This window comes from Streptomyces sp. NPDC032091, assembly GCF_055580265.1.
Genome location: NZ_JBVILR010000044.1, coordinates 1 through 21,032 on the forward strand (window position 1 = coordinate 1; position 21,032 = coordinate 21,032).

Annotated in this window: 26 protein-coding genes; 16 read left to right on the plus strand and 10 right to left on the minus strand. The window is 72.0% G+C overall.

Features of this window, described 5'->3' with window-relative positions:
- Positions 1–208 precede the first annotated feature (208 nt).
- Positions 209–1,540, minus strand: a complete 1,332-nt coding sequence (locus ACZ5NJ_RS37245) for a tetratricopeptide repeat protein (RefSeq protein WP_468771217.1) — start codon at positions 1,538–1,540, stop codon at positions 209–211.
- 143 nt (positions 1,541–1,683) lie between these two features.
- On the opposite strand from ACZ5NJ_RS37245, the gene ACZ5NJ_RS37250 reads away from it, so the two are divergent.
- The 5 genes from ACZ5NJ_RS37250 to ACZ5NJ_RS37270 all read left to right on the plus strand — a co-directional run bounded on the left by ACZ5NJ_RS37250 (position 1,684) and on the right by ACZ5NJ_RS37270 (position 4,725).
- Positions 1,684–1,917: a hypothetical protein gene (locus tag ACZ5NJ_RS37250; RefSeq protein ID WP_468771181.1), complete on the plus strand. Its 234-nt coding sequence runs from the start codon at positions 1,684–1,686 to the stop codon at positions 1,915–1,917.
- A gap of 116 nt (positions 1,918–2,033) precedes the next feature.
- Positions 2,034–3,080 (plus strand): radical SAM protein, encoded by a 1,047-nt coding sequence (locus tag ACZ5NJ_RS37255; RefSeq protein ID WP_468771183.1) that lies wholly within the window; start codon positions 2,034–2,036, stop codon positions 3,078–3,080.
- The gene (amcA, locus tag ACZ5NJ_RS37260; RefSeq protein WP_468771184.1) at positions 3,058–3,249 is read left to right on the plus strand and encodes a multiple cyclophane-containing RiPP AmcA; all 192 of its coding nucleotides are present in this window, start codon (positions 3,058–3,060) and stop codon (positions 3,247–3,249) included. Before ACZ5NJ_RS37255 ends, amcA begins: the two co-directional genes overlap by 23 nt.
- Before the next feature lie 69 nt (positions 3,250–3,318).
- Positions 3,319–3,993: a pentapeptide repeat-containing protein gene (locus ACZ5NJ_RS37265; protein WP_468771186.1), complete on the plus strand. Its 675-nt coding sequence runs from the start codon at positions 3,319–3,321 to the stop codon at positions 3,991–3,993.
- A 12-nt stretch (positions 3,994–4,005) separates the two neighbouring features.
- On the plus strand, positions 4,006–4,725 hold the full coding sequence (locus ACZ5NJ_RS37270; protein ID WP_468771188.1) for a hypothetical protein: 720 nt from the start codon (positions 4,006–4,008) through the stop codon (positions 4,723–4,725).
- A 2-nt stretch (positions 4,726–4,727) separates the two neighbouring features.
- Here the strand turns inward: ACZ5NJ_RS37270 and ACZ5NJ_RS37275 are convergent, their stop codons facing one another.
- The 3 genes from ACZ5NJ_RS37275 to ACZ5NJ_RS37285 all read right to left on the minus strand — a co-directional run bounded on the left by ACZ5NJ_RS37275 (position 4,728) and on the right by ACZ5NJ_RS37285 (position 7,194).
- Positions 4,728–5,765, minus strand: a complete 1,038-nt coding sequence (locus ACZ5NJ_RS37275) for a helix-turn-helix transcriptional regulator (protein ID WP_468771189.1) — start codon at positions 5,763–5,765, stop codon at positions 4,728–4,730.
- A gap of 231 nt (positions 5,766–5,996) precedes the next feature.
- Positions 5,997–6,362 (minus strand): cupin domain-containing protein, encoded by a 366-nt coding sequence (locus ACZ5NJ_RS37280; RefSeq protein WP_468771191.1) that lies wholly within the window; start codon positions 6,360–6,362, stop codon positions 5,997–5,999.
- A gap of 112 nt (positions 6,363–6,474) precedes the next feature.
- Complete coding sequence (locus ACZ5NJ_RS37285; RefSeq protein ID WP_468771192.1) at positions 6,475–7,194, minus strand: alpha/beta hydrolase; 720 nt, start codon at positions 7,192–7,194, stop codon at positions 6,475–6,477.
- Between the two features lie 113 nt (positions 7,195–7,307).
- Here ACZ5NJ_RS37285 and ACZ5NJ_RS37290 point away from each other — a divergent pair, with 113 nt between their 5' ends.
- The 3 genes from ACZ5NJ_RS37290 (at position 7,308) to ACZ5NJ_RS37300 (ending at position 9,748) form a co-directional block, all read left to right on the plus strand.
- Positions 7,308–8,456: an adenosine deaminase gene (locus tag ACZ5NJ_RS37290; protein ID WP_468771193.1), complete on the plus strand. Its 1,149-nt coding sequence runs from the start codon at positions 7,308–7,310 to the stop codon at positions 8,454–8,456.
- Between the two features lie 139 nt (positions 8,457–8,595).
- Positions 8,596–8,850, plus strand: coding sequence for a hypothetical protein (locus ACZ5NJ_RS37295; RefSeq protein WP_468771195.1), 255 nt, complete (start codon positions 8,596–8,598; stop codon positions 8,848–8,850).
- A 127-nt stretch (positions 8,851–8,977) separates the two neighbouring features.
- A complete protein-coding gene (locus tag ACZ5NJ_RS37300; protein WP_468771197.1) occupies positions 8,978–9,748 on the plus strand; it encodes a hypothetical protein in 771 nt (256 codons plus the stop codon).
- Positions 9,749–9,770: 22 nt separating this feature from the next.
- On the opposite strand, the gene ACZ5NJ_RS37305 is transcribed toward ACZ5NJ_RS37300, so the two are convergent.
- From ACZ5NJ_RS37305 to ACZ5NJ_RS37315, 3 genes are all read right to left on the minus strand, one after another.
- Complete coding sequence (locus ACZ5NJ_RS37305; protein WP_468771198.1) at positions 9,771–9,983, minus strand: PspC domain-containing protein; 213 nt, start codon at positions 9,981–9,983, stop codon at positions 9,771–9,773.
- Between the two features lie 57 nt (positions 9,984–10,040).
- Positions 10,041–10,631: a VanZ family protein gene (locus ACZ5NJ_RS37310; RefSeq protein WP_468771200.1), complete on the minus strand. Its 591-nt coding sequence runs from the start codon at positions 10,629–10,631 to the stop codon at positions 10,041–10,043.
- Between the two features lie 101 nt (positions 10,632–10,732).
- Positions 10,733–11,116, minus strand: coding sequence for a winged helix-turn-helix transcriptional regulator (locus ACZ5NJ_RS37315; protein ID WP_468771201.1), 384 nt, complete (start codon positions 11,114–11,116; stop codon positions 10,733–10,735).
- A 129-nt stretch (positions 11,117–11,245) separates the two neighbouring features.
- Here ACZ5NJ_RS37315 and ACZ5NJ_RS37320 point away from each other — a divergent pair, with 129 nt between their 5' ends.
- Positions 11,246–11,674 carry a PPOX class F420-dependent oxidoreductase gene (locus tag ACZ5NJ_RS37320; RefSeq protein ID WP_468771202.1) on the plus strand — a complete coding sequence of 143 codons (429 nt, stop codon included), beginning with the start codon at positions 11,246–11,248 and terminating at the stop codon, positions 11,672–11,674.
- Between the two features lie 28 nt (positions 11,675–11,702).
- On the opposite strand, the gene ACZ5NJ_RS37325 is transcribed toward ACZ5NJ_RS37320, so the two are convergent.
- The gene (locus tag ACZ5NJ_RS37325) at positions 11,703–12,323 is read right to left on the minus strand and encodes a PH domain-containing protein (protein ID WP_468771203.1); all 621 of its coding nucleotides are present in this window, start codon (positions 12,321–12,323) and stop codon (positions 11,703–11,705) included.
- A 161-nt stretch (positions 12,324–12,484) separates the two neighbouring features.
- Between ACZ5NJ_RS37325 and deoC the strand changes: the two genes are divergently transcribed.
- From deoC to ACZ5NJ_RS37340, 3 genes are read left to right on the plus strand one after another with little or no spacing between them, the layout of a single operon-like run.
- Positions 12,485–13,447 carry a deoxyribose-phosphate aldolase gene (gene deoC / locus ACZ5NJ_RS37330; RefSeq protein WP_388945606.1) on the plus strand — a complete coding sequence of 321 codons (963 nt, stop codon included), beginning with the start codon at positions 12,485–12,487 and terminating at the stop codon, positions 13,445–13,447.
- Positions 13,448–13,452: 5 nt separating this feature from the next.
- The gene (locus ACZ5NJ_RS37335) at positions 13,453–14,889 is read left to right on the plus strand and encodes an aldehyde dehydrogenase family protein (RefSeq protein ID WP_468771205.1); all 1,437 of its coding nucleotides are present in this window, start codon (positions 13,453–13,455) and stop codon (positions 14,887–14,889) included.
- The gene (locus ACZ5NJ_RS37340; protein WP_468771206.1) at positions 14,882–15,781 is read left to right on the plus strand and encodes an aldehyde dehydrogenase family protein; all 900 of its coding nucleotides are present in this window, start codon (positions 14,882–14,884) and stop codon (positions 15,779–15,781) included. The genes ACZ5NJ_RS37335 and ACZ5NJ_RS37340 overlap by 8 nt, the downstream gene beginning before the upstream one ends.
- 71 nt (positions 15,782–15,852) lie before the next feature.
- On the opposite strand, the gene ACZ5NJ_RS37345 is transcribed toward ACZ5NJ_RS37340, so the two are convergent.
- Positions 15,853–16,206, minus strand: a complete 354-nt coding sequence (locus tag ACZ5NJ_RS37345; protein WP_468771207.1) for a hypothetical protein — start codon at positions 16,204–16,206, stop codon at positions 15,853–15,855.
- Positions 16,207–16,349: 143 nt separating this feature from the next.
- Here ACZ5NJ_RS37345 and ACZ5NJ_RS37350 point away from each other — a divergent pair, with 143 nt between their 5' ends.
- Entirely contained in the window at positions 16,350–16,988 is a 639-nt protein-coding gene (locus tag ACZ5NJ_RS37350; RefSeq protein ID WP_468771209.1) for a uridine kinase family protein, read from the plus strand.
- A gap of 188 nt (positions 16,989–17,176) precedes the next feature.
- Here ACZ5NJ_RS37350 and ACZ5NJ_RS37355 read toward each other — a convergent pair whose 3' ends face one another.
- Positions 17,177–17,878 carry a SigE family RNA polymerase sigma factor gene (locus tag ACZ5NJ_RS37355; protein WP_468771211.1) on the minus strand — a complete coding sequence of 234 codons (702 nt, stop codon included), beginning with the start codon at positions 17,876–17,878 and terminating at the stop codon, positions 17,177–17,179.
- Between the two features lie 207 nt (positions 17,879–18,085).
- Between ACZ5NJ_RS37355 and afsQ1 the strand changes: the two genes are divergently transcribed.
- The 3 genes from afsQ1 to ACZ5NJ_RS37370 are packed head-to-tail and all read left to right on the plus strand — an operon-like array spanning position 18,086 to position 20,893.
- Entirely contained in the window at positions 18,086–18,763 is a 678-nt protein-coding gene (gene afsQ1 / locus ACZ5NJ_RS37360; protein ID WP_185117195.1) for a two-component system response regulator AfsQ1, read from the plus strand.
- Positions 18,661–20,250 (plus strand): HAMP domain-containing sensor histidine kinase, encoded by a 1,590-nt coding sequence (locus ACZ5NJ_RS37365; protein WP_468771214.1) that lies wholly within the window; start codon positions 18,661–18,663, stop codon positions 20,248–20,250. The genes afsQ1 and ACZ5NJ_RS37365 overlap by 103 nt, the downstream gene beginning before the upstream one ends.
- The gene (locus ACZ5NJ_RS37370; RefSeq protein ID WP_468771215.1) at positions 20,231–20,893 is read left to right on the plus strand and encodes a hypothetical protein; all 663 of its coding nucleotides are present in this window, start codon (positions 20,231–20,233) and stop codon (positions 20,891–20,893) included. Before ACZ5NJ_RS37365 ends, ACZ5NJ_RS37370 begins: the two co-directional genes overlap by 20 nt.
- Positions 20,894–21,032 lie beyond the last annotated feature (139 nt).

Genomic DNA, 21,032 nt, shown 5'->3' on the forward strand with positions numbered 1-21,032 from the left:
GCCCGCCGCGCCGTCGTCGCGGTGCGCGGTGCCGGCCTCGTACGCCGGCACCAGCGCCTCCAGCCGCCCGCGCAGCCGGTCCATCTCGTCGTGGGACCCCTTCTCCACGCGCCGCTCGCGCGGCTCGGCGCCGGGGCGCCTCCCCGGCTTCGCGTCGCTGCGCCGGCCTCCGGCCGTCGTGCCGCTGAGGCTCTTCGCGTGGCCGACGTCAGCCCGTATGGAGCAGCGCCCTACCCCGCTCGTACGCCTCTCGGGCATGCGTGTTGCCGAGGTGCGGCCGGAGCGAGGAGAGCATGATCCGGACGCGGTCGTCGCACCGGCCGGACTGGACGAGCGGGTAGTCGTCCAGGACCCGGTTCCAGTCGACACAAGCCTCCTCCAGGCGACCCACGGCCAGCTTCCGCTCGGCAATCATGGCGTTGTACCGGACCCTGGTCCGCCGGTAGGCGGGCTCGCGCAGCCGGTCCGCGAGCTCCATGGACTCGATGGAACCGGCGATGTCGCCGAGCTCGTACCGCACCTGCCCGATGTGGTAGTTCATCGCCGACGGGTCGTAGGAGCCGAACGCCTTCGCCCTCGACTCCGCCTTGTCCATTGCCGTCTCGGCCGCCTTCAGCCGCTGCAGCGCCCTGGTCCGGTCTCCGGTCTGTGCGGCGGCGTGCGCCTGCTGGCCGGTGAGGAAGGCCAGCATCCGGGGACCGGCCTGTGGTGAGGCCGCGGCAGCGGCGTCAGCCAGGCGCAGCGCGAGTGGGCCGTGCCCGAGGTCGACGGCCTGGACGCTCATTCCCCGCAGGGTGGTGCAGTAGGTCAGGTGGTCGCCCGCCGAACCCGCCAGTTCGAGGGCCTTGGTGTAGTACCGCTGTGCCAGTCCGTCCTCACGCTCGTCCATGGCCATGTACCCGGTCAGGTAGAGGTGATCGGCCGCCGCAGAGCGCAAGGCGTTCTTCACTTCCTCCCCGGCCGTCGCCCTGAGCGCGGGCACGATGGTGTTCACCAGAAAGGCGGCTGCCATCGGCCTGGCCATCCGCCCGCCGAACTTGTCGTCGATATCGCTCATGTACTCCGTCATGGAGATGACGGCGCTGACCTCGGGCAGGCCGATCCGGGTGTGCGGATCCTCCTGCACGCGCTGCAACCGATCGTGGACGTCCGGCCAACCGGGAACCACCGCCGCAGCCGAGAACAGCCCGGCCCCGAGGACACTTCTGCGTGAGGGATCCATGTCAGCGCTCCCGAGATCGACCAGTCCCGACACGGTATCCGGGGTCTGGCCCGAGGTCTCGGGTGAATGCGTGAACCCTGCGGCATACGCGGTGACGGGCCGTCCGAGCCTGCGGGAGAGGGCCTCCAGGATCAGCGGGCGAACCTGCTTCCTCGGCAGGCTTCCCGCCACCCACTTCGGTACAGCCGACTCGTCGTAGCCGAAGGTGATGCCGCTCTCGGTGCCCACGCGTGCGATGGCCCGGATGAACTGGCCTCGCGACCAGCCCGTCTCCTCGAAGAGCGCGGCCAATGCGGTGTTCGGTGTGCCTGCGGTCATGGTGGTCCCCCGATTTTCACGGCTTTCACGGTCCGCTGCCATCACCACCGTACTCACGTTCCGTGCACGGCGGTTGACTGAGCATCACGGTATTCCGAGGGGCCGACAGCCATCGGTCCCGATCCTCAGAAGCAGGAGGAGGAGTGAACCTTCCACCCCGCCCCGCGTCTCATCAGAACCTGCCCGACTGGCTCCACGAGGGTGCCCGGGTCTTCGACCCCGGCCGGAAACGCGAAGCCGTCGTGCAGTTCATCGGCCCGTACGAGGACCCGTACAGCCGGCGTGTCATGCCGTGCGCGGTGTTCCTGAGGCCGGAAGGAGGCGGCCGGGAATGGATCGTCGCCCCCGACGTTCCCCGCCGGGCCGCCGACAGGTGAAGCTCCCGCCCCCAGCGCACTGGAACCCAGTCGAGAGGAGCACGATGCCCTGCCCGCCCCGACTCGCCTCCGTCCCCCGCTCGGTGATCATGCAGCCGACCACGCAGTGTCTTCCCATGGACTGCACCTACTGCTACCTCCCCTTCCGCAAGACGCGGAACCTCATGCCGCTGACAGTGGCGGAAGCGGCGGCTACGTCGGTCAACGCCTGGGCCGCGGCCCGCCCCGGCTTCGAGATCGTCTGGCACGGCGGGGAACCGCTGGCCACCGGCCGCGAGCACCTGGCCGCGCTCATGGCTCCCTTCGAGGGCGTGAAGCACAGCCTGCAGACCAACGCCGCGCTCGTGGATGCCGCATGGTGCGAGTTCCTCTTGGAGCGTGGCGTACACGTGGGCGTGAGCATCGACGGCCCCGAGGACATGAACGCCCATCGCGTCACCCTCGCCGGCCGTCCCGGCTTCGGCGTGACCCTGCGCGGCATCGAGCGTCTCCGGGTCCACGGAATTCCGTTCTCCGCCATCGCGGTCGTCTCCGATCCCGCCCCGGCGGACGCCCGCCGCTTCTACGAGTTCTTCGCCCAACTCGGTGTGACGGTCCTCGGCGTGAACGTCGAGGAGGAGGAAGGCGTCAACACGGGTCACCGTCGGGCCGACCACACCCGCGCGGTGGAGTTCTGGGCCGCCCTCACGGATGCGTGGCGGGCCAACCCGGTGGTGCGGCTGCGTGAGGTCCAGCGCGTCCTGAACTTCGCCGGCGCAGTCCTGGGTGCGCAGGAGACGGCCCCCACGCCGGTCACGGCGCCCTGGGACCCGCTTCCGACCATCACGCATGACGGCGACGTGATCATGCTCTCCCCGGAGCTGGCCGGATTCCATGACGACCGCTTCGGCGACTTCACGACCGGCAACGTGCTGAAGGACAGCCTGGACGTCCTGGTGGCCGAGGCCGAGGAGCGCTCCCCCTGGATCACCGAGTTCTGGCGGGGCGTGGACGCCTGCCGAGCCACATGCCCCACCTTCGCCTTCTGCGGGGGCGCCCATGCCGCGAACCGGTACTTCGAACACGGTGGCCGGTTCGACGGAACCAGGACCCGGTACTGCACCACTGCCAAGATCGCTCTACTCGAAGGAGTCACCCGACATGTCCGCACACACGCCCGCTGACGCCGTCACTCTGGTGATGGACTCGGCCGAGGGATTCCAGTCCCTCCTGCCGGCTGTCGGCACCCAGGCGCTCGCCATGTTCGACAACCGGCCCACGTGGGACAACCCCAGCTCCGCTCCGTTCGACAACCGGCCCACGTGGGACGACTGGAGCAAGGCGGAGAAGTAGCACCCACCACATCAGGGGTGGCCCCGCGCACCGCGAGGCCACCCCTGGTACCACCTCAAGGAGCGCCACATGGCCACTCGCACCTTCGGCCGCATCACCGTCGCCACCCCCGACCTCGACGAACCCGGCCTCTACCTCACCCACGTCGACACGCTCGAAAGCCCGCGCGGCACGATCCAGGACTTCACGTACGGAGACGCCGACCTGCGCTCACTCGATCTCGTGGACGCCCGGCTCATCACCGGCCGCGTCACCGGCCTTCGCTCCCGGAGGGTCGCGCTCGAATCCCTCAACCTGCATGCCGTCGAGATCACCGGCAGCGACCTCGGCTCCGCCCGGTGGAGCGCAAGCAAGCTGACCCGAGTACTGGTCCGCGAATGCAAGCTGATGGGCGCGACGCTGGAACGCCTGGTGCTGGACGACGTCCTCTTCGAGGGTTGCAGGTTCGACTACGCCACCTTCGAGGGGGTCCGCGCCACCGGTCCCGTCGCCTTCGCCGGCTGCTCCTTCACCGAGGCCGCGTTCACCGACTGCGACTTCTCCGACGCGGTGTTCACCGACTGCACCCTGAGGCTCACCGAGTTCGGTGCCGGCCGGTACCGGGAGACGGACCTGCGGGGCAACGACCTCTCCACCGTCCGTGGCGTCGCAAACCTGTCCAAGGTCCGCATCGGTCCGGGGCAGGAAGCCGAACTGGCCGAGGCGCTGGTGAACGACCTCGACATCTCCATCGGCGACGACTGACCCGGAGGACCCGTGCCCCTGCACATCGCCTACGGCGACCCGGCCGCGCTCCGCGCACGCTGTGAGATCTCCACCGCCCGGAGCGCACGTCCGGAGGAAGACGGCTACGAGACGGGATCGGTCGTCCCGGCCGGGCCGTGGCGTGCCATGGCCGAGTCGGACGTCAGGGCCGTGACCGCGCCGCGCAGACCTCTGGACAGCACCCTGGTGGAGATCGTTCGTCCACCGTTCCGTGACGGCCTCCCGCTCGAAGACCTCACGCGGCCGATGGGCGACCCTGAGGCGGTCTACCTCGGGCAGGCCCTCGCCGAGGCCGACATGACGACGACCACGGACAACCGCGCGGACGGCCGCCTGATCGGCCTCCACCTCGACAATTGGGACAAGCTCCCGTACGCCGAGAAGCACACCGGCCGCCGAAGGCTCTGCCTGAACCTCGGCTCCGGCACCAGGTACATCGTCCTCGGGGCCGTCGACGCACAGACGGCGTGCCGGGCCGTCCACCCCGACGACCACCCCCGGCGCTACCCCCACACCGACGACTACCGCGCCTACGTTGCCGGAGGGCGGCCCCTCCAGCTCGTCCGGATACGCATCGATCCAGGCGAGGGCTACCTGGCCCCCACCGAGTACCTGCTGCACGACGGATCGACCGAACGCCAGGAGCGCCCCTCGGCGGCAGCTTTCTGGCTCGGCCGGTGGCCGCGCGGCATCCTGCCCTCGCTGATCTGACGCTAGGACGGGCAGCCGGTCCCGGGCTCTTCGTCTGGTCGCCCGGCCGCCGTCGACAGGAGGTAGCCCGCCTGGAAGCGCGACTTGGCGCCCACCGCGCGCATGATCTCCGCGATGTGGCGTTGGCAGGTGCGTTCCGACATGCCCAGGCGGCGGGCGATGACCTTGTCCTCCAGGCCCTCCGACAGGAGGCGGACGATGGTCTGGCGGAGTTCGTCCGAGAGGGACTTCGCCGCCTCCGGGCTCACCGTCGTCGGGAAGGGGCGGGCGCCCAGCCAGGAGCGTTCGAAGGCCGCCGTCATGAAGTGGACGACGCTCGGCTCGCGGACCAGCAGGGCCGCGCCCTGGCGGTCCGGGACGGACATCAGGCCGGTCCGGGCGTCGAAGATCAGCATCCGCATCAGGCCGTCGCCCAGGGTCCGCACCTGCGCCCCCAGGGCCGTCACCCGTTCCACGTAGGCCGCCGTCGGGCGGGAATAGCGGGCCGTGTGCTGGTAGATCGTCCGCATCCGGACCCCGCGCGCCAGCAGCGACTCGTCCCGGCCGACCGCCTCCTCCAGGGTCTCCTGCGGGCGGCCGCCGCCCGGCTGGGAGGTCAGCAGCTCGTGCTCGCACCCCGCCACCAGCTCGGCGATCAGCCCCCGCACCGCCCCCAGGTCGGTGACCAGTTCCAGACGGCCCGCCGCGCCGTCGTCGCGGTGCGCGGTGCCGGCCTCGTACGCCGGCACCAGCGCCTCCAGCCGCCCGCGCAGCCGGTCCATCTCGTCGTGGGTCTCCCGTACGAGCAGGGCCAGCGGGGCCAGGGCCCGGGCCGCCGCCGCGCGGGGCGCCACCGCCGTCCAGCGCTCCGGGCCCTCGCCGGGGGCCCGCTGGAGGAGGTGGGCGGCGGCCAGCTCCTTGACCGCGGCGCCCGCGCGGGCGCCCAGCGCGGTGGTGGCCTCGGCGGCGGTGAAGGCGTACCGCTCCACGGCGAAGGCGTACAGGCGCCGGGCGGCGGGGCTCAGATCGGATCCATCGGCTCCGTCGACATCGACTGGCATATGCCCATTCGTCCCTGACTGTGGCTGTTTATAAACCCCTCGGGTTCCCGCAAGGCGACAAGTCGACTCCTGGATCGGGGCGTCCCGCATATGCCGAACCGGCACAGTGGTGAGCACGGCGCGCCGGGGGCGGTGTCGCCGGGTCCATCGGTGCCGACCGACCGTGAGGGGGCGGAGCGGCAGGCACGGACGGATGCCGCGCGCCCGCCCCCGACCCGCACCCGCCGTCCGTCACTGCGGCTTGGCGTAGTTCCCGTAGCCCGTCCAGTCCAGCGCCACGGCCGGCTCGTCGCCCACCACCCAGGCATCGTGCCCGGGCGCGATCTGCATGAAGTCCCCCGGGCCGTATTCCTCCGCCTCCCCGTCGTCCATGACGACGTGGATCCGCCCGCTCAGCATGTACCCCGTGTGCGCGGACTGACAGCTGTCCGTGCCGGCCAGCGGCTTGATGTGCTCCGACCACCGCCAGCCCGGCTCGAAGACGGCCCGTCCGATGGATCCGCCGTCGGTCTCGATCACGTCCAGCCTGCCCTTGCCGTCCTCGAACGGCCGGGTCTCGTCCGCGCTGTCGAAGTTCCTGCGCACCATTCCGGCCATGATCCATCGCCTCCCGGAGGGATACGGCCCCGAGTCCACTCCTCACTTTACGCTCGGACCCCCCGCCGCACCGCTCACGGAAGGCCGCGCGGGACGCCCCGGGAGCCGCCCGTCAGCCCCGCAGCGACCGGCCGAACCCCGAGGCCAGCGGCATCCGCAGACCCAGCGGCGGCGGCGCCGCCAGCGCGTCCGTCACCGGCCGCGAGTACCGCCCCGAGCACATCGCGCCGAGGACGAAATCCACCGCGAGCGCCACCACTTCCGCCCGGTGGTCCCGCAGGCCGTGCCCGTCGGAATGCACCTCGAACCGGCAAGTGGAACGATTCGCCTTCTTCGCCCGCGCCGCCAGCCGGAAGGACGACTCGGGGTCGCTGCGCGCGTCGTTCGTCCCGTGCACGATCAGCACCTGCCGCCCCGCGAGCTGTTTCACCGGTTCAGGGGATCCGCCGTGCACCTCGTCGGGTAACCAAGGGGCCAGCGACACCACCGAGTTGACGGCGTCGTGCCCCGCCGCCCGCAGCGCCGTCCGACCCCCCGCCCCGTAGCCGGCCAGGCACACCGGCACGTCCCCGTACCGGCGCAGCGCCTCGTCCGCCGCCCACGCCGCGGCCTCCTCCCGGTCCCGCGGGCCGTGCAGCACCGTGTGCGCCACCAGCCCCTCCGCCCCGCCCGCCCGGGCCAGCGCCCGCGCGAGCGGGCGCAGTGGACCGGGGGCGATCCTGGACGCCCCGGGGAGCAGGAGGACCACACCACTGACCATCGACTCCGGGCCGTTCGCGCCGGCCGCCCGCCCCAGGCGGGCCCCGCGCGCCGGCGGCGCATGCTGTGCCATGGCGGAACAGTCTCAGACCGCCAGGTGTATGCCACCCGTCCGTACGGTCTCTGTTACATATCGACGCCCGCCGCCGCCGGGTTGCTCTACGCGCGTAGGAGTAGAGTGCCGGAATGACGAGCGAGACCACCGAAAAGCCCACCCCGGACCAGATCCGCCGCTCCCCGAAGGTGCTGCTGCACGACCACCTCGACGGTGGCCTGCGCCCCGGCACCATCATCGAGCTGGCCGCCGAGGTCGGCTACGACAAGCTGCCCGAGACCGACGCCGACAAGCTGGGCGTCTGGTTCCGCGACGCCGCCGACTCCGGCTCCCTCCCGCGCTACCTGGAGACGTTCGCGCACACCTGCGCCGTCATGCAGACGAAGGCGGCCCTCTTCCGGGTCGCCGCCGAGTGCGCCGAGGACCTGGCCGAGGACGGCGTCGTCTACGCCGAGATCCGCTACGCCCCCGAGCAGCACCTGGAGGCCGGCCTGACCCTCGAAGAGGTCGTCGAGGCGGTCAACGACGGCTTCCGTGAGGGCGAGCGCCGCGCCAAGGCCAACGGGCACCGCATCCGCGTCGGCGCCCTGCTGACCGCCATGCGCCACGCGGCCCGCGCGCTGGAGATCGCCGAACTCGCCAACCGCTACCGTGACAACGGCGTGGTCGGCTTCGACATCGCCGGCGCCGAGGCGGGGTTCCCCCCCACCCGCCACCTCGACGCGTTCGAGTACCTCAAGCGCGAGAACAACCACTTCACCATCCACGCCGGCGAGGCCTTCGGCCTGCCGTCGATCTGGCAGGCCCTCCAGTGGTGCGGCGCCGACCGCCTGGGCCACGGCGTGAAGATCATCGACGACATCGAGGTCGCCGCCGACGGCTCCGTGAAGCTCGGCCGGCTGGCCTCGTACGTCCGGGACAAGCGCATCCCCCTGGAGATGTGCCCGACCTCGAACCTGCAGACCGCCGCGGCCGCCTCGTACGCCGAGCACCCGATCGGCCTGCTGCGCAAGCTGCACTTCCGGCTGACGGTCAACACCGACAACCGGCTGATGAGCGGCACCAGCATGAGCCGCGAGTTCGAGCACCTGGTCGACGCCTTCGGCTACTCGCTCGACGACATGCAGTGGTTCACCGTCAATGCGATGAAGTCCGCGTTCATTCCTTTCGATGAACGACTGGCGATGATCAACGACGTGATCAAGCCCGGCTACGCGGAGCTCAAGTCCGAGTGGCTCTTCCGCCAGACCGCTTCCACCAGCGGATCTGTATCGGCCTAGGCCACGGAATGACGGTAGGAATGCGCCCGGGAGCATGACGCCCCGGGCGCTTCCTCGTATTTACGGATGTTTGCGGGACGGGGTTTGAAGTGACTAGTTTGCGGAGCCGCTCGATTCCCCGTCGCAAGGACGATTTTTCATGAAGCAGTCTGCTGCCAAGTCCCTCGGTGTCGCTGTCATTGGTGCCGCCCTCGCCGCGGGTGCCGCGGGTACCGCCTCCGCCTCGGCGCTCCCCACCCCGAACCTGACGGACGCCCTCGGCACCGTCACCAGCACCGCCAGCGCCGTCACCAACCAGTCGGACCAGGCCCAGCAGGGTGGCCAGAGCGACCCCGCCGCCCCGGTCAGCCAGCTGCTCGGCGGCCTGCCCCCGCTGCCCGGCCTCGGCGGCTGATCCGGAGCCCGGATTCGCACGCCCGCACGTGTGGCGCACACCCCTTCGAGGCGGTGTGCGCCACGCCGCACGGTGTGCCACGATCACCACCAACTGCCCGCCGACGTACGGGGTATGAGGTCCGGTCATGCGCATCACGGCACGATTCACAGCGCCCGCGACGACGTTCGCGCTGCTCCCCGCCCTGCTCCTCGGGGCCGTCGGTTGCAGCAGCGGTCCGGACGCCCCCGCGGCCGGCAAGGGCCCGGACCCCAAGGGTTCCGCGGCCACCGCCACCCCCTCCGGCACACCCGCGCCCGCGGCCGCCTCGCCGGCTCCGAAGGCCAAGGACGCCCGCCTGGAGCGCTCCGCGCTCGCGCAGGGCGACCTGCCCGGCTACCAGGTCTCCGCGCAGGGCAAGAACCCGAGCGCCCCCACCGGCCAGCCGCAGGCCGACAAGAAGGCCTGCCAGCCGCTCGCCGACATCATGGGCGACAAGCCCGACCCGGCCGCGCACGAGACCGTCAACCGGGGCATCGGCTCCCAGAAGCAGGTCGGCCTCGCCGTCTCCGCCTCCGTCAGCTCCTACGACGAGGCCGACGCCAAGAAGGTCCTCTCCCGGCTCCGCGAGGCCGTCGCGGCCTGCGGCTCCGGCTTCACCGCCACCGTGCAGAAGCAGAGCGGCACCTACCGGGACGTGAAGGCGGTCCCGTTCAAGACCGCCGGTGACGAGAGCGTCAGCTGGACCACGACCGCCGCCGCCGAGGGCGTCTCCGCGCAGGTCCACCTGGTCGTCGTCCGCGAGGGCTCCAGCGTCGTACGGCTGATGGCCCTCAACGTGGCGGCCGCCGGCCAGAAGGCGGCCGTACCGCAGGAAGTCGCCGACAAGCAGCTGGAGAAGGTCCGCAAGGCCGGTTGATCCCGGCCGGAGCGGGGCCGGTTCACCAGGCGGTGTGCGCGGCGCCGACGCCCGACTTCTCGTTCGGGATCAGCACCCACAGCGCGAGGTAGACGAGGAACTGCGGGCCCGGCAGCAGGCAGGACAGCAGGAAGATGAGCCGCATCGTGCGGGCCTTCATTCCGTACCGTCGGGCGAGGCCGGCGCAGACGCCGCCGATCAGCCGTCCGTCACGGGGGCGGGTCAGCGCGCTCATGGTGTTCTCCTTCGTATCGGGATTCGCGCGCTTTCCTTTTGTGCTCGGCGCGATGAATCAATATTCGCGCGGTACCGCCGACAGAACGTCGGTCCACGGGCCGAGCCCGACCCTGGGAATTCTCGGGGTGCTCCCCTGAGGAACGGCGTCCGGGGTGGTCAGGGGCCTGCGCAGCCTGGACCGCAGCACCGGGACGACCGCCACGTGCGCGATCACCACCCCGGCCGTGTTCAGCAGCAGGGAGTCCACGTCCAGCACCCGCCCCGGGACCGCCGTCTGGAGCATCTCGATGCTCAGCGAGATCAGTACGGCCGCGGCCGCCGTCCGCGCCAGCGAGGACCACGCGGCCAGCGGGCCGGGCTTCAGCCGCCCCCCGGCCAGCGGCAGCAGCACCCCCAGCGGGGCCAGCAGCGCCAGCCCCTCCCCGATCCGCCGCGCGGCCTCCAGCGGCCCCATCGCCAGGTCCGCCCGGATCCCCTCCAGCGGGGTCAGGTTCGCGGCCGCCGCCCAGGGGACGTCCAGCGGACGGAGGGTGAGCCATCCGACGAGCAGCAGGTGCGCGGCCAGCAGGGCCCCGCTCAGCAGGCGCGGACGGACCGGGAGCTGTGTGGCGGTGGCGGCGCTGCCGCTGCCCTCATGACGGTGCACACCACGGAGGACGCCACCCCCGGCGGCGACGGTTCCGGTCGGCCCGGACCGTGTCGTCCCTTTCGGCGTCCCCCCGGTCGGCCGGTCGGACGGTCGGACCGTCAGCCGGTCCCCGGGCCGCCCGGCCGGCGGACGGCGGTGGTCACCGCCGGATGCCGCCGCGCCCAGTCGGCGAGACCGGTGAGCCGCTCGTAGAGCTCGCGCGCCGCGTCGGTGGCGGCGTACTCCACCCGGGGCGGCACCGTGGGGTACACCGTGCGGACCAGCAGACCGGCCTCCTCCAGCTCGCGCAGCGTGAGGGTGAGGATCCGGCGGCTGAGCCCGGCCAGCGACCGTTCGAGCGCGGAGAAGCGGACGGGTCCGTGGAGGGTCTCGCTCAGGACGCCGAGGCTCCATTTGCCGCTCACCCTGCCGAGCACGTCCATCACGGCGCAGACCTCCCGGCCCGCGCCCTCCTGGGCCGTGCACCCGGTAGTACGTGACATAAATGTGCCTTCTTCCGTTGTGCGGGGCCCTCTTCGAGGATGAGCGGTGTGCACGTCAGTGCTCCGCGAGGACGGCCCCCGGCCGGCTCGCGCCCCTGCGCAGGCCAGACGAGAGACGAGGGACGACGAGTGAGGAACGCCGGCAGCACGGAAGGGCTTCCCGCGACGGTGGCGCTGGACGCGGGGGTGAAGGAGTTGATCGACGGCCGGAACTTCGCCGTCGTGGCGACGCTGAACGCCGACGGCGGCCCGCAGACCTCCGTCGTCTGGGTCGGCCGGCGCGGGGACGCCGTGGTCTTCTCCACCACGGCGGGACGCAAGAAGGCGCGCAACCTGGCCCGCGACCCCCGCATCAGCCTGACGGTCTACGACCGCGAGAACCCCTACCGGTCGGCGGAGATCCGTGGCACGGCCGAACTGCTGCCGGACCCGCACAAGGAACTGCCGCGCGAGCTCTCACAGCACTACCTCGGCGAGAACCCGCCGCCGGAGCCGGCCGAGGTCGTCCGGCTGGTCGTACGGATCGCCGCGGAGAAGGTCATCGCGATCTCGCTCTAGCGACGGCGGGCGGCGGCCCGCCAGGGCCCTACCCGACCGCCAGCAGCACCGCCAGCAGCACCGCGCCCGCCACCGCGGGTGCGATGATCTCCCAGGCCCACCGCACGGTGACCGGCCCCTGCGCGAGCGGCCGGGCGGCCCCCCGCTCGGCGAGCTCGGTCAGCTCGTCCACCGCCTTGTCGGCGGAGGCCCGCGCGACGGGCGCGGCCGCCTTGTCGCCCGGCCCGCCCGCCGCGCCCGCGCCCGTGCCCCGGCCGGCCGAGCGGTTCGCCTTCTTGCGCTCGCGCAGCGACACCGGCACCGACCAGAGCTGGTACTTCGCCCCGTCCGCCAGCACCTCCGCCGAGTACCCCGCGCGCACCGCGTCCACGACGCCCCAGGGCAGCGTGATGACCCGGAACGGGTTGCGGACGCGCATCCGGTCCTCGTTGGCGAAGACGGCCGGCCGGATGGTGAAGGCCACCGTCAGCGGCACGGCGCACAGCGCGGCGGCCAGCCCGATCCAACGGCCGGCGCCCACGCCGCGCACGACGGCGTCCCCGCACAGCCAGACGATCATCGCCAGGATCAGCACCCCGGTCACGACGGCCATGGGGGAGCGGTAGACGCGATCGGCGAAGGCCGGCTCATGGGCGGAGGGTGTGGTCATGCCGCCGATTGTGCCGCATGCCCGTCCGGGGGCCACCGGTGCACGGCTGCCGGACGCACCGGCCGCCCGGGGGCGGGTGCACCGATGGTGGATGTCACGCCCAGATGTGCACGTGGGGGGTGACAGGTCGCTACGCGCGTAGATATGCTCGTCTGGTGACCATGCCCACCACCCTCACCGCATTCGCTGACGTGACGACGTCCGACAGCGCGCTGCGCCGCTTCCTGCACGGGCTGCCCGGCGTCGACGCAGTCGGACTGGAGGCCCGCGCGGCCTCCCTCGGCACCCGCTCGATCAAGACGACGGCCAAGGCGTACGCCATCGACCTGGCCATCTCGATGATCGACCTGACGACGCTGGAGGGTGCGGACACCCCCGGCAAGGTCCGGTCGCTCGCCGCCAAGGCCGTCAACCCCGACCCCCTCGACCGTACGACGCCCACGACCGCCGCGGTCTGCGTCTACCCCGACATGGTGGCCACCGCCAAGGCGGCGCTGAACGGCGCCGACGTCAAGGTCGCCTCCGTCGCCACCGCCTTCCCGGCGGGCCGCGCCGCCCTGCCGGTCAAGCTGGCCGACACCCGGGACGCCGTCGCCGCCGGCGCCGACGAGATCGACATGGTCATCGACCGTGGCGCCTTCCTCGCCGGCCGCTACCTGGAGACGTACGAGCTGATCAAGGCCGTCAAGGAGGCGTGCGTCCGCGAGGACGGCACCGCCGCCCGGCTGAAGGTCATCTTCGAGACCGGCGAGCTGTCGACGTACGACAACATCCGCCGCGCCTCCTGGATCGGCATGCTCGCGGGCGCCGACTTCATCAAGACCTCCACCGGCAAGGTCGGCGTCAACGCCACCCCCGCCAACACCCTGCTGATGCTCGAAGCCGTCCGCGACTTCAAGGCGCAGACTGGAATCCAGATCGGCGTGAAGCCGGCCGGCGGCATCCGGACCACCAAGGACGCCATCAAGTTCCTGGTCCTGGTCAACGAGACCGCGGGCGAGGACTGGCTGACCAACGAGTGGTTCCGCTTCGGCGCCTCCAGCCTGCTGAACGACCTGCTCATGCAGCGCCAGAAGCTGAGCACCGGGCGTTACTCCGGACCCGACTACGTGACGGTGGACTGATCACCATGGCATCCCTCTTCGAGTACGCACCGGCTCCCGAGTCCCGCTCGGTCGTCGACATCGCCCCCTCCTACGGGCTCTTCATCGACGGCGAGTTCACCGACGCCGCCGACGGCAAGGTCTTCAAGACCGTCAGCCCCTCCAGCGAGGAGGTCCTGGCGGAGGTCGCCCAGGCCGGCGCCGCCGACGTGGACCGCGCCGTCAAGGCCGCCCGCCGCGCCTTCGAGAAGTGGTCCGCGCTGCCCGGCTCCGAGCGCGCCAAGTACCTCTTCCGCATCGCCCGGATCATCCAGGAGCGCAGCCGCGAGCTCGCCGTCCTGGAGACCCTGGACAATGGCAAGCCGATCAAGGAGACCCGCGACGCGGACCTCCCGCTGGTCGCCGCGCACTTCTTCTACTACGCGGGCTGGGCCGACAAGCTCGACCACGCCGGCTACGGCGCGAACCCGCGCCCGCTCGGCGTGGCCGGCCAGGTCATCCCGTGGAACTTCCCGCTGCTGATGCTCGCGTGGAAGATCGCCCCGGCGCTCGCCACCGGCAACACCGTCGTCCTCAAGCCGGCGGAGACCACCCCCCTCTCGGCGCTGTTCTTCGCGGACATCTGCCGCCAGGCCGGCCTCCCCAAGGGCGTCGTCAACATCATCCCCGGCTACGGGGACGCGGGCGCCGAACTCGTCGCCCACCCCGACGTCAACAAGGTCGCCTTCACCGGCTCCACCGCGGTCGGCAAGGCCATCGCCCGCCAGATCGCCGGCACCGACAAGAAGGTCACCCTGGAGCTGGGCGGCAAGGGCGCCAACATCGTCTTCGACGACGCCCCCATCGACCAGGCCGTCGAGGGCATCGTCAACGGCATCTTCTTCAACCAGGGCCAGGTCTGCTGCGCGGGCTCCCGCCTCCTGGTCCAGGAGTCGATCCACGACGAGCTCCTCGACTCCCTCAAGCGCCGCCTGGGCACCCTGCGCCTGGGCGACCCGCTCGACAAGAACACCGACATCGGCGCGATCAACTCCGCCGAGCAGCTCGCCCGGATCACGGCCCTGGCCGACACGGGCGAGGCCGAGGGCGCCGAGCGCTGGTCCCCGGCCTGCGAGCTGCCGTCCTCCGGCTACTGGTTCGCCCCGACGCTCTTCACGAACGTCACCCAGGCGCACACCGTCGCCCGCGACGAGATCTTCGGCCCGGTCCTGTCCGTGCTGACGTTCCGCACCCCGGACGAGGCCGTCGCCAAGGCCAACAACAGCCAGTACGGGCTGTCCGCCGGCATCTGGACGGAGAAGGGCTCGCGCATCCTCGCGGTCGCGAACAAGCTCCGCGCGGGCGTCGTCTGGGCCAACACGTTCAACAAGTTCGACCCGACCTCGCCCTTCGGCGGCTACAAGGAGTCGGGCTTCGGCCGCGAGGGCGGCCGCCACGGCCTGGAGGGCTACCTTGATGTCTGAGTCTTCTGTGACCCGTCTGGGCGTCTTCAAGACCTACAAGCTGTACGTCGGGGGCAAGTTCCCCCGCTCCGAGAGCGGCCGGGTGTACGAAGTGACCGACTCGAAGGGGAAGTGGCTGGCCAACGCCCCGCTGTCCTCCCGCAAGGACGCCCGTGACGCGGTCGTCGCCGCGCGCAAGGCCTTCGGCGGCTGGGCCGGCGCGACCGCGTACAACCGCGGCCAGATCCTCTACCGCATCGCCGAGATGCTGGAGGGCCGCCGGGAGCAGTTCGTCCGCGAGGTCGGCGAGGCCGAGGGGCTGTCGAAGTCCAAGGCCGCGGCGGTCGTGGACGCGGCCGTCGACCGCTGGGTCTGGTACGCGGGCTGGACCGACAAGATCGGCCAGATCACCGGCGGGGCCAACCCCGTCGCGGGCCCGTTCTTCAACCTCTCCACCCCGGAGCCGACCGGCGTCGTCACGGTCGTGGCCCCGCAGGACTCGTCCTTCCTCGGCCTCGTCTCGGTGATCGCCCCGGTGATCGCGACGGGCAACACCGCCGTCGTCATCGCCAGCGAGAAGGCCCCGCTGCCCGCCCTGTCCCTGGGCGAGGTGCTCGCCACCTCCGACCTGCCGGGCGGCGTCGTCAACATCCTTTCCGGCAAGGCCTCCGAGATGGGCCCGCACCTCGCGGCCCACCAGGACGTCAACGCGATCGACCTCGCGGGCGCGGACCCGGCCCTGGCCAAGGAGCTGGAGATCGCCGCGGCCGACAACCTCAAGCGCGTCCTGCGTCCCCAGCCTGTGGACGACTGGGCCGCCGACCCGGGCACGTCGCGCATGACGGCGTTCCTGGAGACCAAGACGGTCTGGCACCCCACCGGGTCGCTGGGCTCGGGCGGCTCCTCGTACTAGGACCCCCGCACGAACCGGCCCCGGCAGCCACCTCCCCCGTGCTGCCGGGGCCTTCGCGCGCCGTGACGCCGTCAGGACTTCGGGAGCACCGGCCCCAGCAGCGAGGAGACGGCCGCCTGCGGGATCTCCCGCACCGACGGCCCCTGCGTCAGCACCCCCGTCACCATCGTGGTGCCCACCGCCGGGAAGTCGGCCACCTTCGTGCCCACCCCGTTGTCGAGCGGGTCCACGCCGGTGTGGGCGAGGGGGTTCACCTTCAGGTTCGAGATCGGGTCGACGACCCCGGCGACGGCCGCCGCCGGGTCCAGCTCCCCCGCCTGCGCCCCGCCGGCCGCCATGGCCAGGGCCGCCCCGGCCATGGAGAGGGTCAGCCCGGCGGAGCGGAGCTTCTTGGAAGAGGAGTCGGGGGCTGCGTGACGTGCCATTGGTTCCCGCCTGTGGTCGTAGTCGCGTGCGCACACAGCGTAGTCGAGGTGGTGCCCCCGCTTCCAACCCGCCGTGTGAGACCGGTCGCAGGGACTGTCGGCGGTGCGCCGATCCGCCGGGTCATGCCTCACACTGGTCTCCCGTGAGCTGTTCATCTCCCCTTCCGACGCGCGTCGTGCTCCTGACCGGCCCCTCGGGTTCCGGCAAGTCCTCGCTGGCGGCCCGCTCGGGGCTGCCCGTACTGCGACTGGACGACTTCTACAAGGAACAGACGGACCCGACCCTCCCCCTGGTCGAGGGCAGCTCGGACATCGACTGGGACTCGCCCCGCTCCTGGGACGCCGATGTCGCCGTCGCCGCCGTCGCCGAACTCTGCCGCACCGGCCGCACCGAGGTCCCGGTCTACGACATCGCGACCAGCTCCCGCACCGGCACGGAGACCCTGGACATCTCCCGCACCCCGCTGTTCATCGCGGAGGGCATCTTCGCCGCCGACATCGCCGCCCGCTGCCAGGAGCTCGGCCTCCTCGCCGACGCGATCTGCCTGCGCGGCCGGCCCTCCACCACCTTCCGCCGCAGACTCGCCCGCGACCTGCGCGAGGGCCGCAAGTCCCTGCCGTTCCTGCTGCGCCGGGGCCTGCGCCTGATGCGCGCCGAGCGCGGCATCGTCGCCCGGCACGTCGCCCTCGGCGCCCACGCCTGCGGCCGCGACGAGGCCCTCGGCCGGCTCGCCGCCGCCGCGGCGGGCCGCCACCGCTCGGCGACCGCCGCCGCGGCGTAACCCCGCGCGCGGTGGCCCCGCGCACGAAGAGCGCCCGGCCCGCGTGAGCGGACCGGGCGCAAAGAGGAGGCGGAACCAAGCGGACCCCCGACCGCCTGATCCCGCCTCCATCCCCCCCATGGCCCCCGTCCCACCCCCGTAGGACGGACCCCCTGGCCGGTGGTCTGTGGTCTGTGCGCCTCCGCGCGTTACGCGACGAGCTCCCCGAAGGACTCCGCCTCGTCCCGCCCGAAGCTCAGCACCTCGTCCTCGCGCAGCCGGCGCAGCGAGCGCCAGATGCTCGACTTCACGGTGCCGACGCTGATGCCCAGGATCTCCGCGATCTCCGGGTCCGTGCGGCCCTCGTAGTAGCGCAGCACCAGCATCGTGCGCTGCGGCTCCGGGATCCGGGCCAGCGCCTGCCAGAGCACCGCGCGCAGCTCCGTACCGCGCATCGCGTCCGTGTCGGAGGCCGTCTCCGGCAGCTCCTCCGTCGGGTACTCGTTCAGCTTGCGCCGCCGCCACGCGCTGATGTGCAGGTTCGTCATCGTGCGGCGCAGGTAGCCGCCCACCGCCGCCTTGTCGCTGATCCGGTCCCACGCCCGGTACGTGGAGAACAGCGCGCTCTGCAGCAGGTCCTCGGCCTCGTGGCGGTCGCCGGTGAGGTGGAAGGCCGTCGCGTACAGCGCCGCCCGCCGCTCCTGGACGTACGCCGTGAACTCCGCCTCCGAGGAGGAGGACGGGGAGGAAGGGGTCCGCTGGGCGGGAACCGCCTGGTACTGGTTCGCGTCAATGGCTACGACGCGCGCCTGCCGCCGGGAGCCCGGCACCGTACGGACACCCGCCCGGCGGTTCGCGTCGTGCAGCCGCGTGACAACCGCGCTGGTGGTGGTGCTGTGCAGCGTGTTCATCTCGCGCCCCCCGTCGTGGAGTCTGCTTCGGTCCGTGTTTCGATGACAAAAGACTGCCCGGCCGACTTAACCGGCGTGTCCGTCGACTGTCACAGCACTGTCACAGCCGTCTCCGGCCGCCCTCCGGCGGCCCCGGCGGGGACCGCCGCCGGATCCCGTCGCGCGCGACGGTCGAAGTCCCGACGGCCGATGGGACAGAATGAGCCCGTGCCTTTCCTGTTGCTGATCGAGGACGACGACGCCATCCGCACGGCCCTCGAACTCTCCCTGACCCGCCAGGGCCACCGTGTGGCCACCGCGGCGACGGGCGAGGACGGCCTGAAACTGCTCCGCGAGCAGCGGCCGGACCTGATCGTGCTCGACGTCATGCTGCCCGGGATCGACGGCTTCGAGGTGTGCCGGAGGATCCGCCGCACCGACCAGTTGCCGATCATCCTGCTCACCGCGCGCAGCGACGACATCGATGTCGTCGTCGGCCTGGAGTCCGGAGCCGACGACTACGTCGTCAAGCCCGTCCAGGGCCGGGTGCTCGACGCCCGCATCCGCGCCGTGCTGCGCCGCGGCGAGCGCGAGGCCAGCGACTCCGCCGTCTTCGGGTCCCTCGTCATCGACCGGGCCGCCATGACCGTCACCAAGAACGGCGAGGACCTCCAGCTCACCCCGACCGAGCTGCGGCTGCTGCTGGAGCTCAGCCGCCGGCCCGGCCAGGCGCTCTCCCGCCAGCAACTCCTGCGGCTGGTGTGGGAGCACGACTACCTGGGCGACTCGCGGCTCGTCGACGCGTGCGTGCAGCGACTGCGCGCCAAGGTCGAGGAAGTGCCCTCGTCGCCCACCCTGATCCGTACGGTCCGGGGTGTCGGCTACCGGTTGGACTCCCCGCAGTGATCAAGGCCCTCTTCGCGGGCCGGCGCTGGACGAGCCTGCGGGTGCGGCTGCTCGTGGTGTTCGCCCTGGTCGCCCTCACGGCCGCGGTCTCCGCCTCCGGAATCGCCTACTGGCTCAACCGCGAGGCGGTGCTCACCCGTACCCAGGACGCGGCCCTGGGCGACTTCCGCCAGGAGATGCAGAACCGGGCCGCGGCCCTGCCCGCCGACCCCACCCCCGAGGAACTGCAGCGCACCGCCGAGCTGATGGCGGGCAGCAGCCCCGGGTACAGCGTGCTGCTCGTCCACGAACGCAAGGACAGGCGGCTGGTGTTCGGCGCCGCCGGCGCCGCCTCGTTCGGGCTGGACGACGTACCGAAGTCCCTCCAGAACGCGGTGAACGACCGACAGAAGAGCACGACCGCGAACGACGCCGAGTACCACATGTACTGGCAGCGGACGAAGCCCCACGGCAACCCGTACCTGGTCGGCGGCACGCGGATCGTCGGCGGCGGACCCACCGGCTACATGTACAAGTCCCTGGCGACGGAGCGGGACGACCTCAACGCGCTCGGCTGGTCCCTGACCATCGCGACGGGGCTGGCCCTGCTCGGGTCGGCGCTGCTCGCCCAGGCGGCGGCGCGGACCGTCCTCAAGCCCGTCCAGCGGCTCGGCGAGGCCGCCCGGCGGCTGGGCGAGGGCGAACTGGACCACCGGCTCGACGTGTCCGGGACGGACGAACTCGCGGACCTCTCGCGGACGTTCAACCGGACCGCGGAGGCGCTGGAGAAGAAGGTCGCCGACATGAGCGCGCGGGAGGAGGCCAGCCGGCGGTTCGTCGCCGACATGAGCCATGAACTGCGCACGCCGCTGACGGCGCTGACGGCGGTCGCCGAGGTGCTGGAGGAGGAGGTCGACGACCTCGACCCGATGATCGCCCCGGCGGTGGGCCTGGTCGTCAGCGAGACCCGACGGCTGAACGACCTGGTGGAGAACCTGATGGAGGTCACCCGCTTCGACGCGGGCACGGCACGGCTGGTGCTCGACGACGTCAACGTCGCCGACCAGGTCACCGCCTGCATCGACGCGCGGGCCTGGCTGGACGCCGTCGAGGTCGACGCCGGCCGCGGGATCGTCGCACGGCTCGACCCGCGCCGGCTGGACGTGATCCTGGCCAACCTGATCGGCAACGCCCTCAAGCACGGCGGCTCCCCGGTGCGGGTGTCGGTGCGGGTCGAGGAGGAGTGGCTCATCGTCGCCGTCAAGGACAACGGCCCGGGCATCCCCGAGGAGGTGCTGCCGCACGTCTTCGACCGGTTCTACAAGGCCAGCGCCTCCCGGCCGAAGTCCGACGGCAGCGGGCTGGGCCTGTCGATCGCCATGGAGAACGCGCACATCCACGGCGGCGACATCACGGCCGCGAACGGCCCGGAAGGCGGAGCCGTGTTCACGCTGCGGCTCCCGGTGGACGTGGGGCAGGTGATCGCCGGTGGCGGCACGGACGCGTAGGGCGCTGGCGGCCCTCGCACTCGTCTCCTCGTCCCTCTCCCTGGCCGGGTGCGGGATCCGGGCCACGACCGTCCCGGTCGACGTGGGCCCGGCCCCGTCGCGGGTCTCCTGCGACACCCCGGACCTGCCGGCCGGGCAGAGCGGGGTGCAGGGGTTCCGGGCCAAGATCGAGCTGGTCTGCGGATCGCAGCTGGTCGCGGTGGAGCGGGTGGTCCCGGTGCCCGACAAGCGGACCGGGCGCGATCCCCTCACGCTGGTCGCGCAGGCCCTGCTGGAGGAGCTGGAGCGGGTCCCGTCCGAGCAGGAACGGGAGGGCGGCTTCACGACCGGCGTACGGGACGGCCTGGCGGCCGGCCCCTCCCGGCCCGGCGACCCGGCGGGGACGGTCCGGCTGAGCCGCAAGCCCGAGGACCTGCCGCCGGTGGCCCTGGCCCAGATCGTGTGCACCCTCTCCGCGAGCGACGCCGTCTCGGCCGGCCCGGGCCCGGTGGTCCTGGGCGGCCCGGACGCGGACCCGCCCCGCGCCTGGGAATGCACGGACGCGGTCCGCAACCGCCCGGAATCGGCCCCGACCCTGGGCGAACTGGTCCGCCCGACCACGTCCCCGACGCCGGGGGCGTCGGCGTCGGCGTCGGCGCGCTGAGGGGGTCGGGGGTGGGCGGGGTCCCCTTGGGCGGTCTCAGAGAAGGGTTGGGGCTTTCCCGTCAGTCTCATCGTCCTTCCGTGTCGGGCCGGCCTGTCAAGGGCGCTCCTTCGTCGCGTCGCTGCGCGATGGCCTTCGG

What these genes read in the sequence shown, in the direction of transcription:
- ACZ5NJ_RS37245 (WP_468771217.1), bottom strand. Translation starts at nt 1,540, where the DNA reads ATGACCGCAGGCACACCGAACACCGCATTGGCCGCGCTCTTCGAGGAG.
- ACZ5NJ_RS37255 (WP_468771183.1), top strand. Translation starts at nt 2,034, where the DNA reads ATGGACTGCACCTACTGCTACCTCCCCTTCCGCAAGACGCGGAACCTC.
- amcA (WP_468771184.1), top strand. Translation starts at nt 3,058, where the DNA reads ATGTCCGCACACACGCCCGCTGACGCCGTCACTCTGGTGATGGACTCG.
- ACZ5NJ_RS37265 (WP_468771186.1), top strand. Translation starts at nt 3,319, where the DNA reads ATGGCCACTCGCACCTTCGGCCGCATCACCGTCGCCACCCCCGACCTC.
- ACZ5NJ_RS37275 (WP_468771189.1), bottom strand. Translation starts at nt 5,765, where the DNA reads ATGCCAGTCGATGTCGACGGAGCCGATGGATCCGATCTGAGCCCCGCC.
- ACZ5NJ_RS37280 (WP_468771191.1), bottom strand. Translation starts at nt 6,362, where the DNA reads ATGGCCGGAATGGTGCGCAGGAACTTCGACAGCGCGGACGAGACCCGG.
- ACZ5NJ_RS37285 (WP_468771192.1), bottom strand. Translation starts at nt 7,194, where the DNA reads ATGGCACAGCATGCGCCGCCGGCGCGCGGGGCCCGCCTGGGGCGGGCG.
- ACZ5NJ_RS37290 (WP_468771193.1), top strand. Translation starts at nt 7,308, where the DNA reads ATGACGAGCGAGACCACCGAAAAGCCCACCCCGGACCAGATCCGCCGC.
- ACZ5NJ_RS37295 (WP_468771195.1), top strand. Translation starts at nt 8,596, where the DNA reads ATGAAGCAGTCTGCTGCCAAGTCCCTCGGTGTCGCTGTCATTGGTGCC.
- ACZ5NJ_RS37300 (WP_468771197.1), top strand. Translation starts at nt 8,978, where the DNA reads ATGCGCATCACGGCACGATTCACAGCGCCCGCGACGACGTTCGCGCTG.
- ACZ5NJ_RS37305 (WP_468771198.1), bottom strand. Translation starts at nt 9,983, where the DNA reads ATGAGCGCGCTGACCCGCCCCCGTGACGGACGGCTGATCGGCGGCGTC.
- ACZ5NJ_RS37315 (WP_468771201.1), bottom strand. Translation starts at nt 11,116, where the DNA reads ATGTCACGTACTACCGGGTGCACGGCCCAGGAGGGCGCGGGCCGGGAG.
- ACZ5NJ_RS37325 (WP_468771203.1), bottom strand. Translation starts at nt 12,323, where the DNA reads ATGACCACACCCTCCGCCCATGAGCCGGCCTTCGCCGATCGCGTCTAC.
- deoC (WP_388945606.1), top strand. Translation starts at nt 12,485, where the DNA reads ATGCCCACCACCCTCACCGCATTCGCTGACGTGACGACGTCCGACAGC.
- ACZ5NJ_RS37335 (WP_468771205.1), top strand. Translation starts at nt 13,453, where the DNA reads ATGGCATCCCTCTTCGAGTACGCACCGGCTCCCGAGTCCCGCTCGGTC.
- ACZ5NJ_RS37340 (WP_468771206.1), top strand. Translation starts at nt 14,882, where the DNA reads ATGTCTGAGTCTTCTGTGACCCGTCTGGGCGTCTTCAAGACCTACAAG.
- ACZ5NJ_RS37345 (WP_468771207.1), bottom strand. Translation starts at nt 16,206, where the DNA reads ATGGCACGTCACGCAGCCCCCGACTCCTCTTCCAAGAAGCTCCGCTCC.
- ACZ5NJ_RS37355 (WP_468771211.1), bottom strand. Translation starts at nt 17,878, where the DNA reads ATGAACACGCTGCACAGCACCACCACCAGCGCGGTTGTCACGCGGCTG.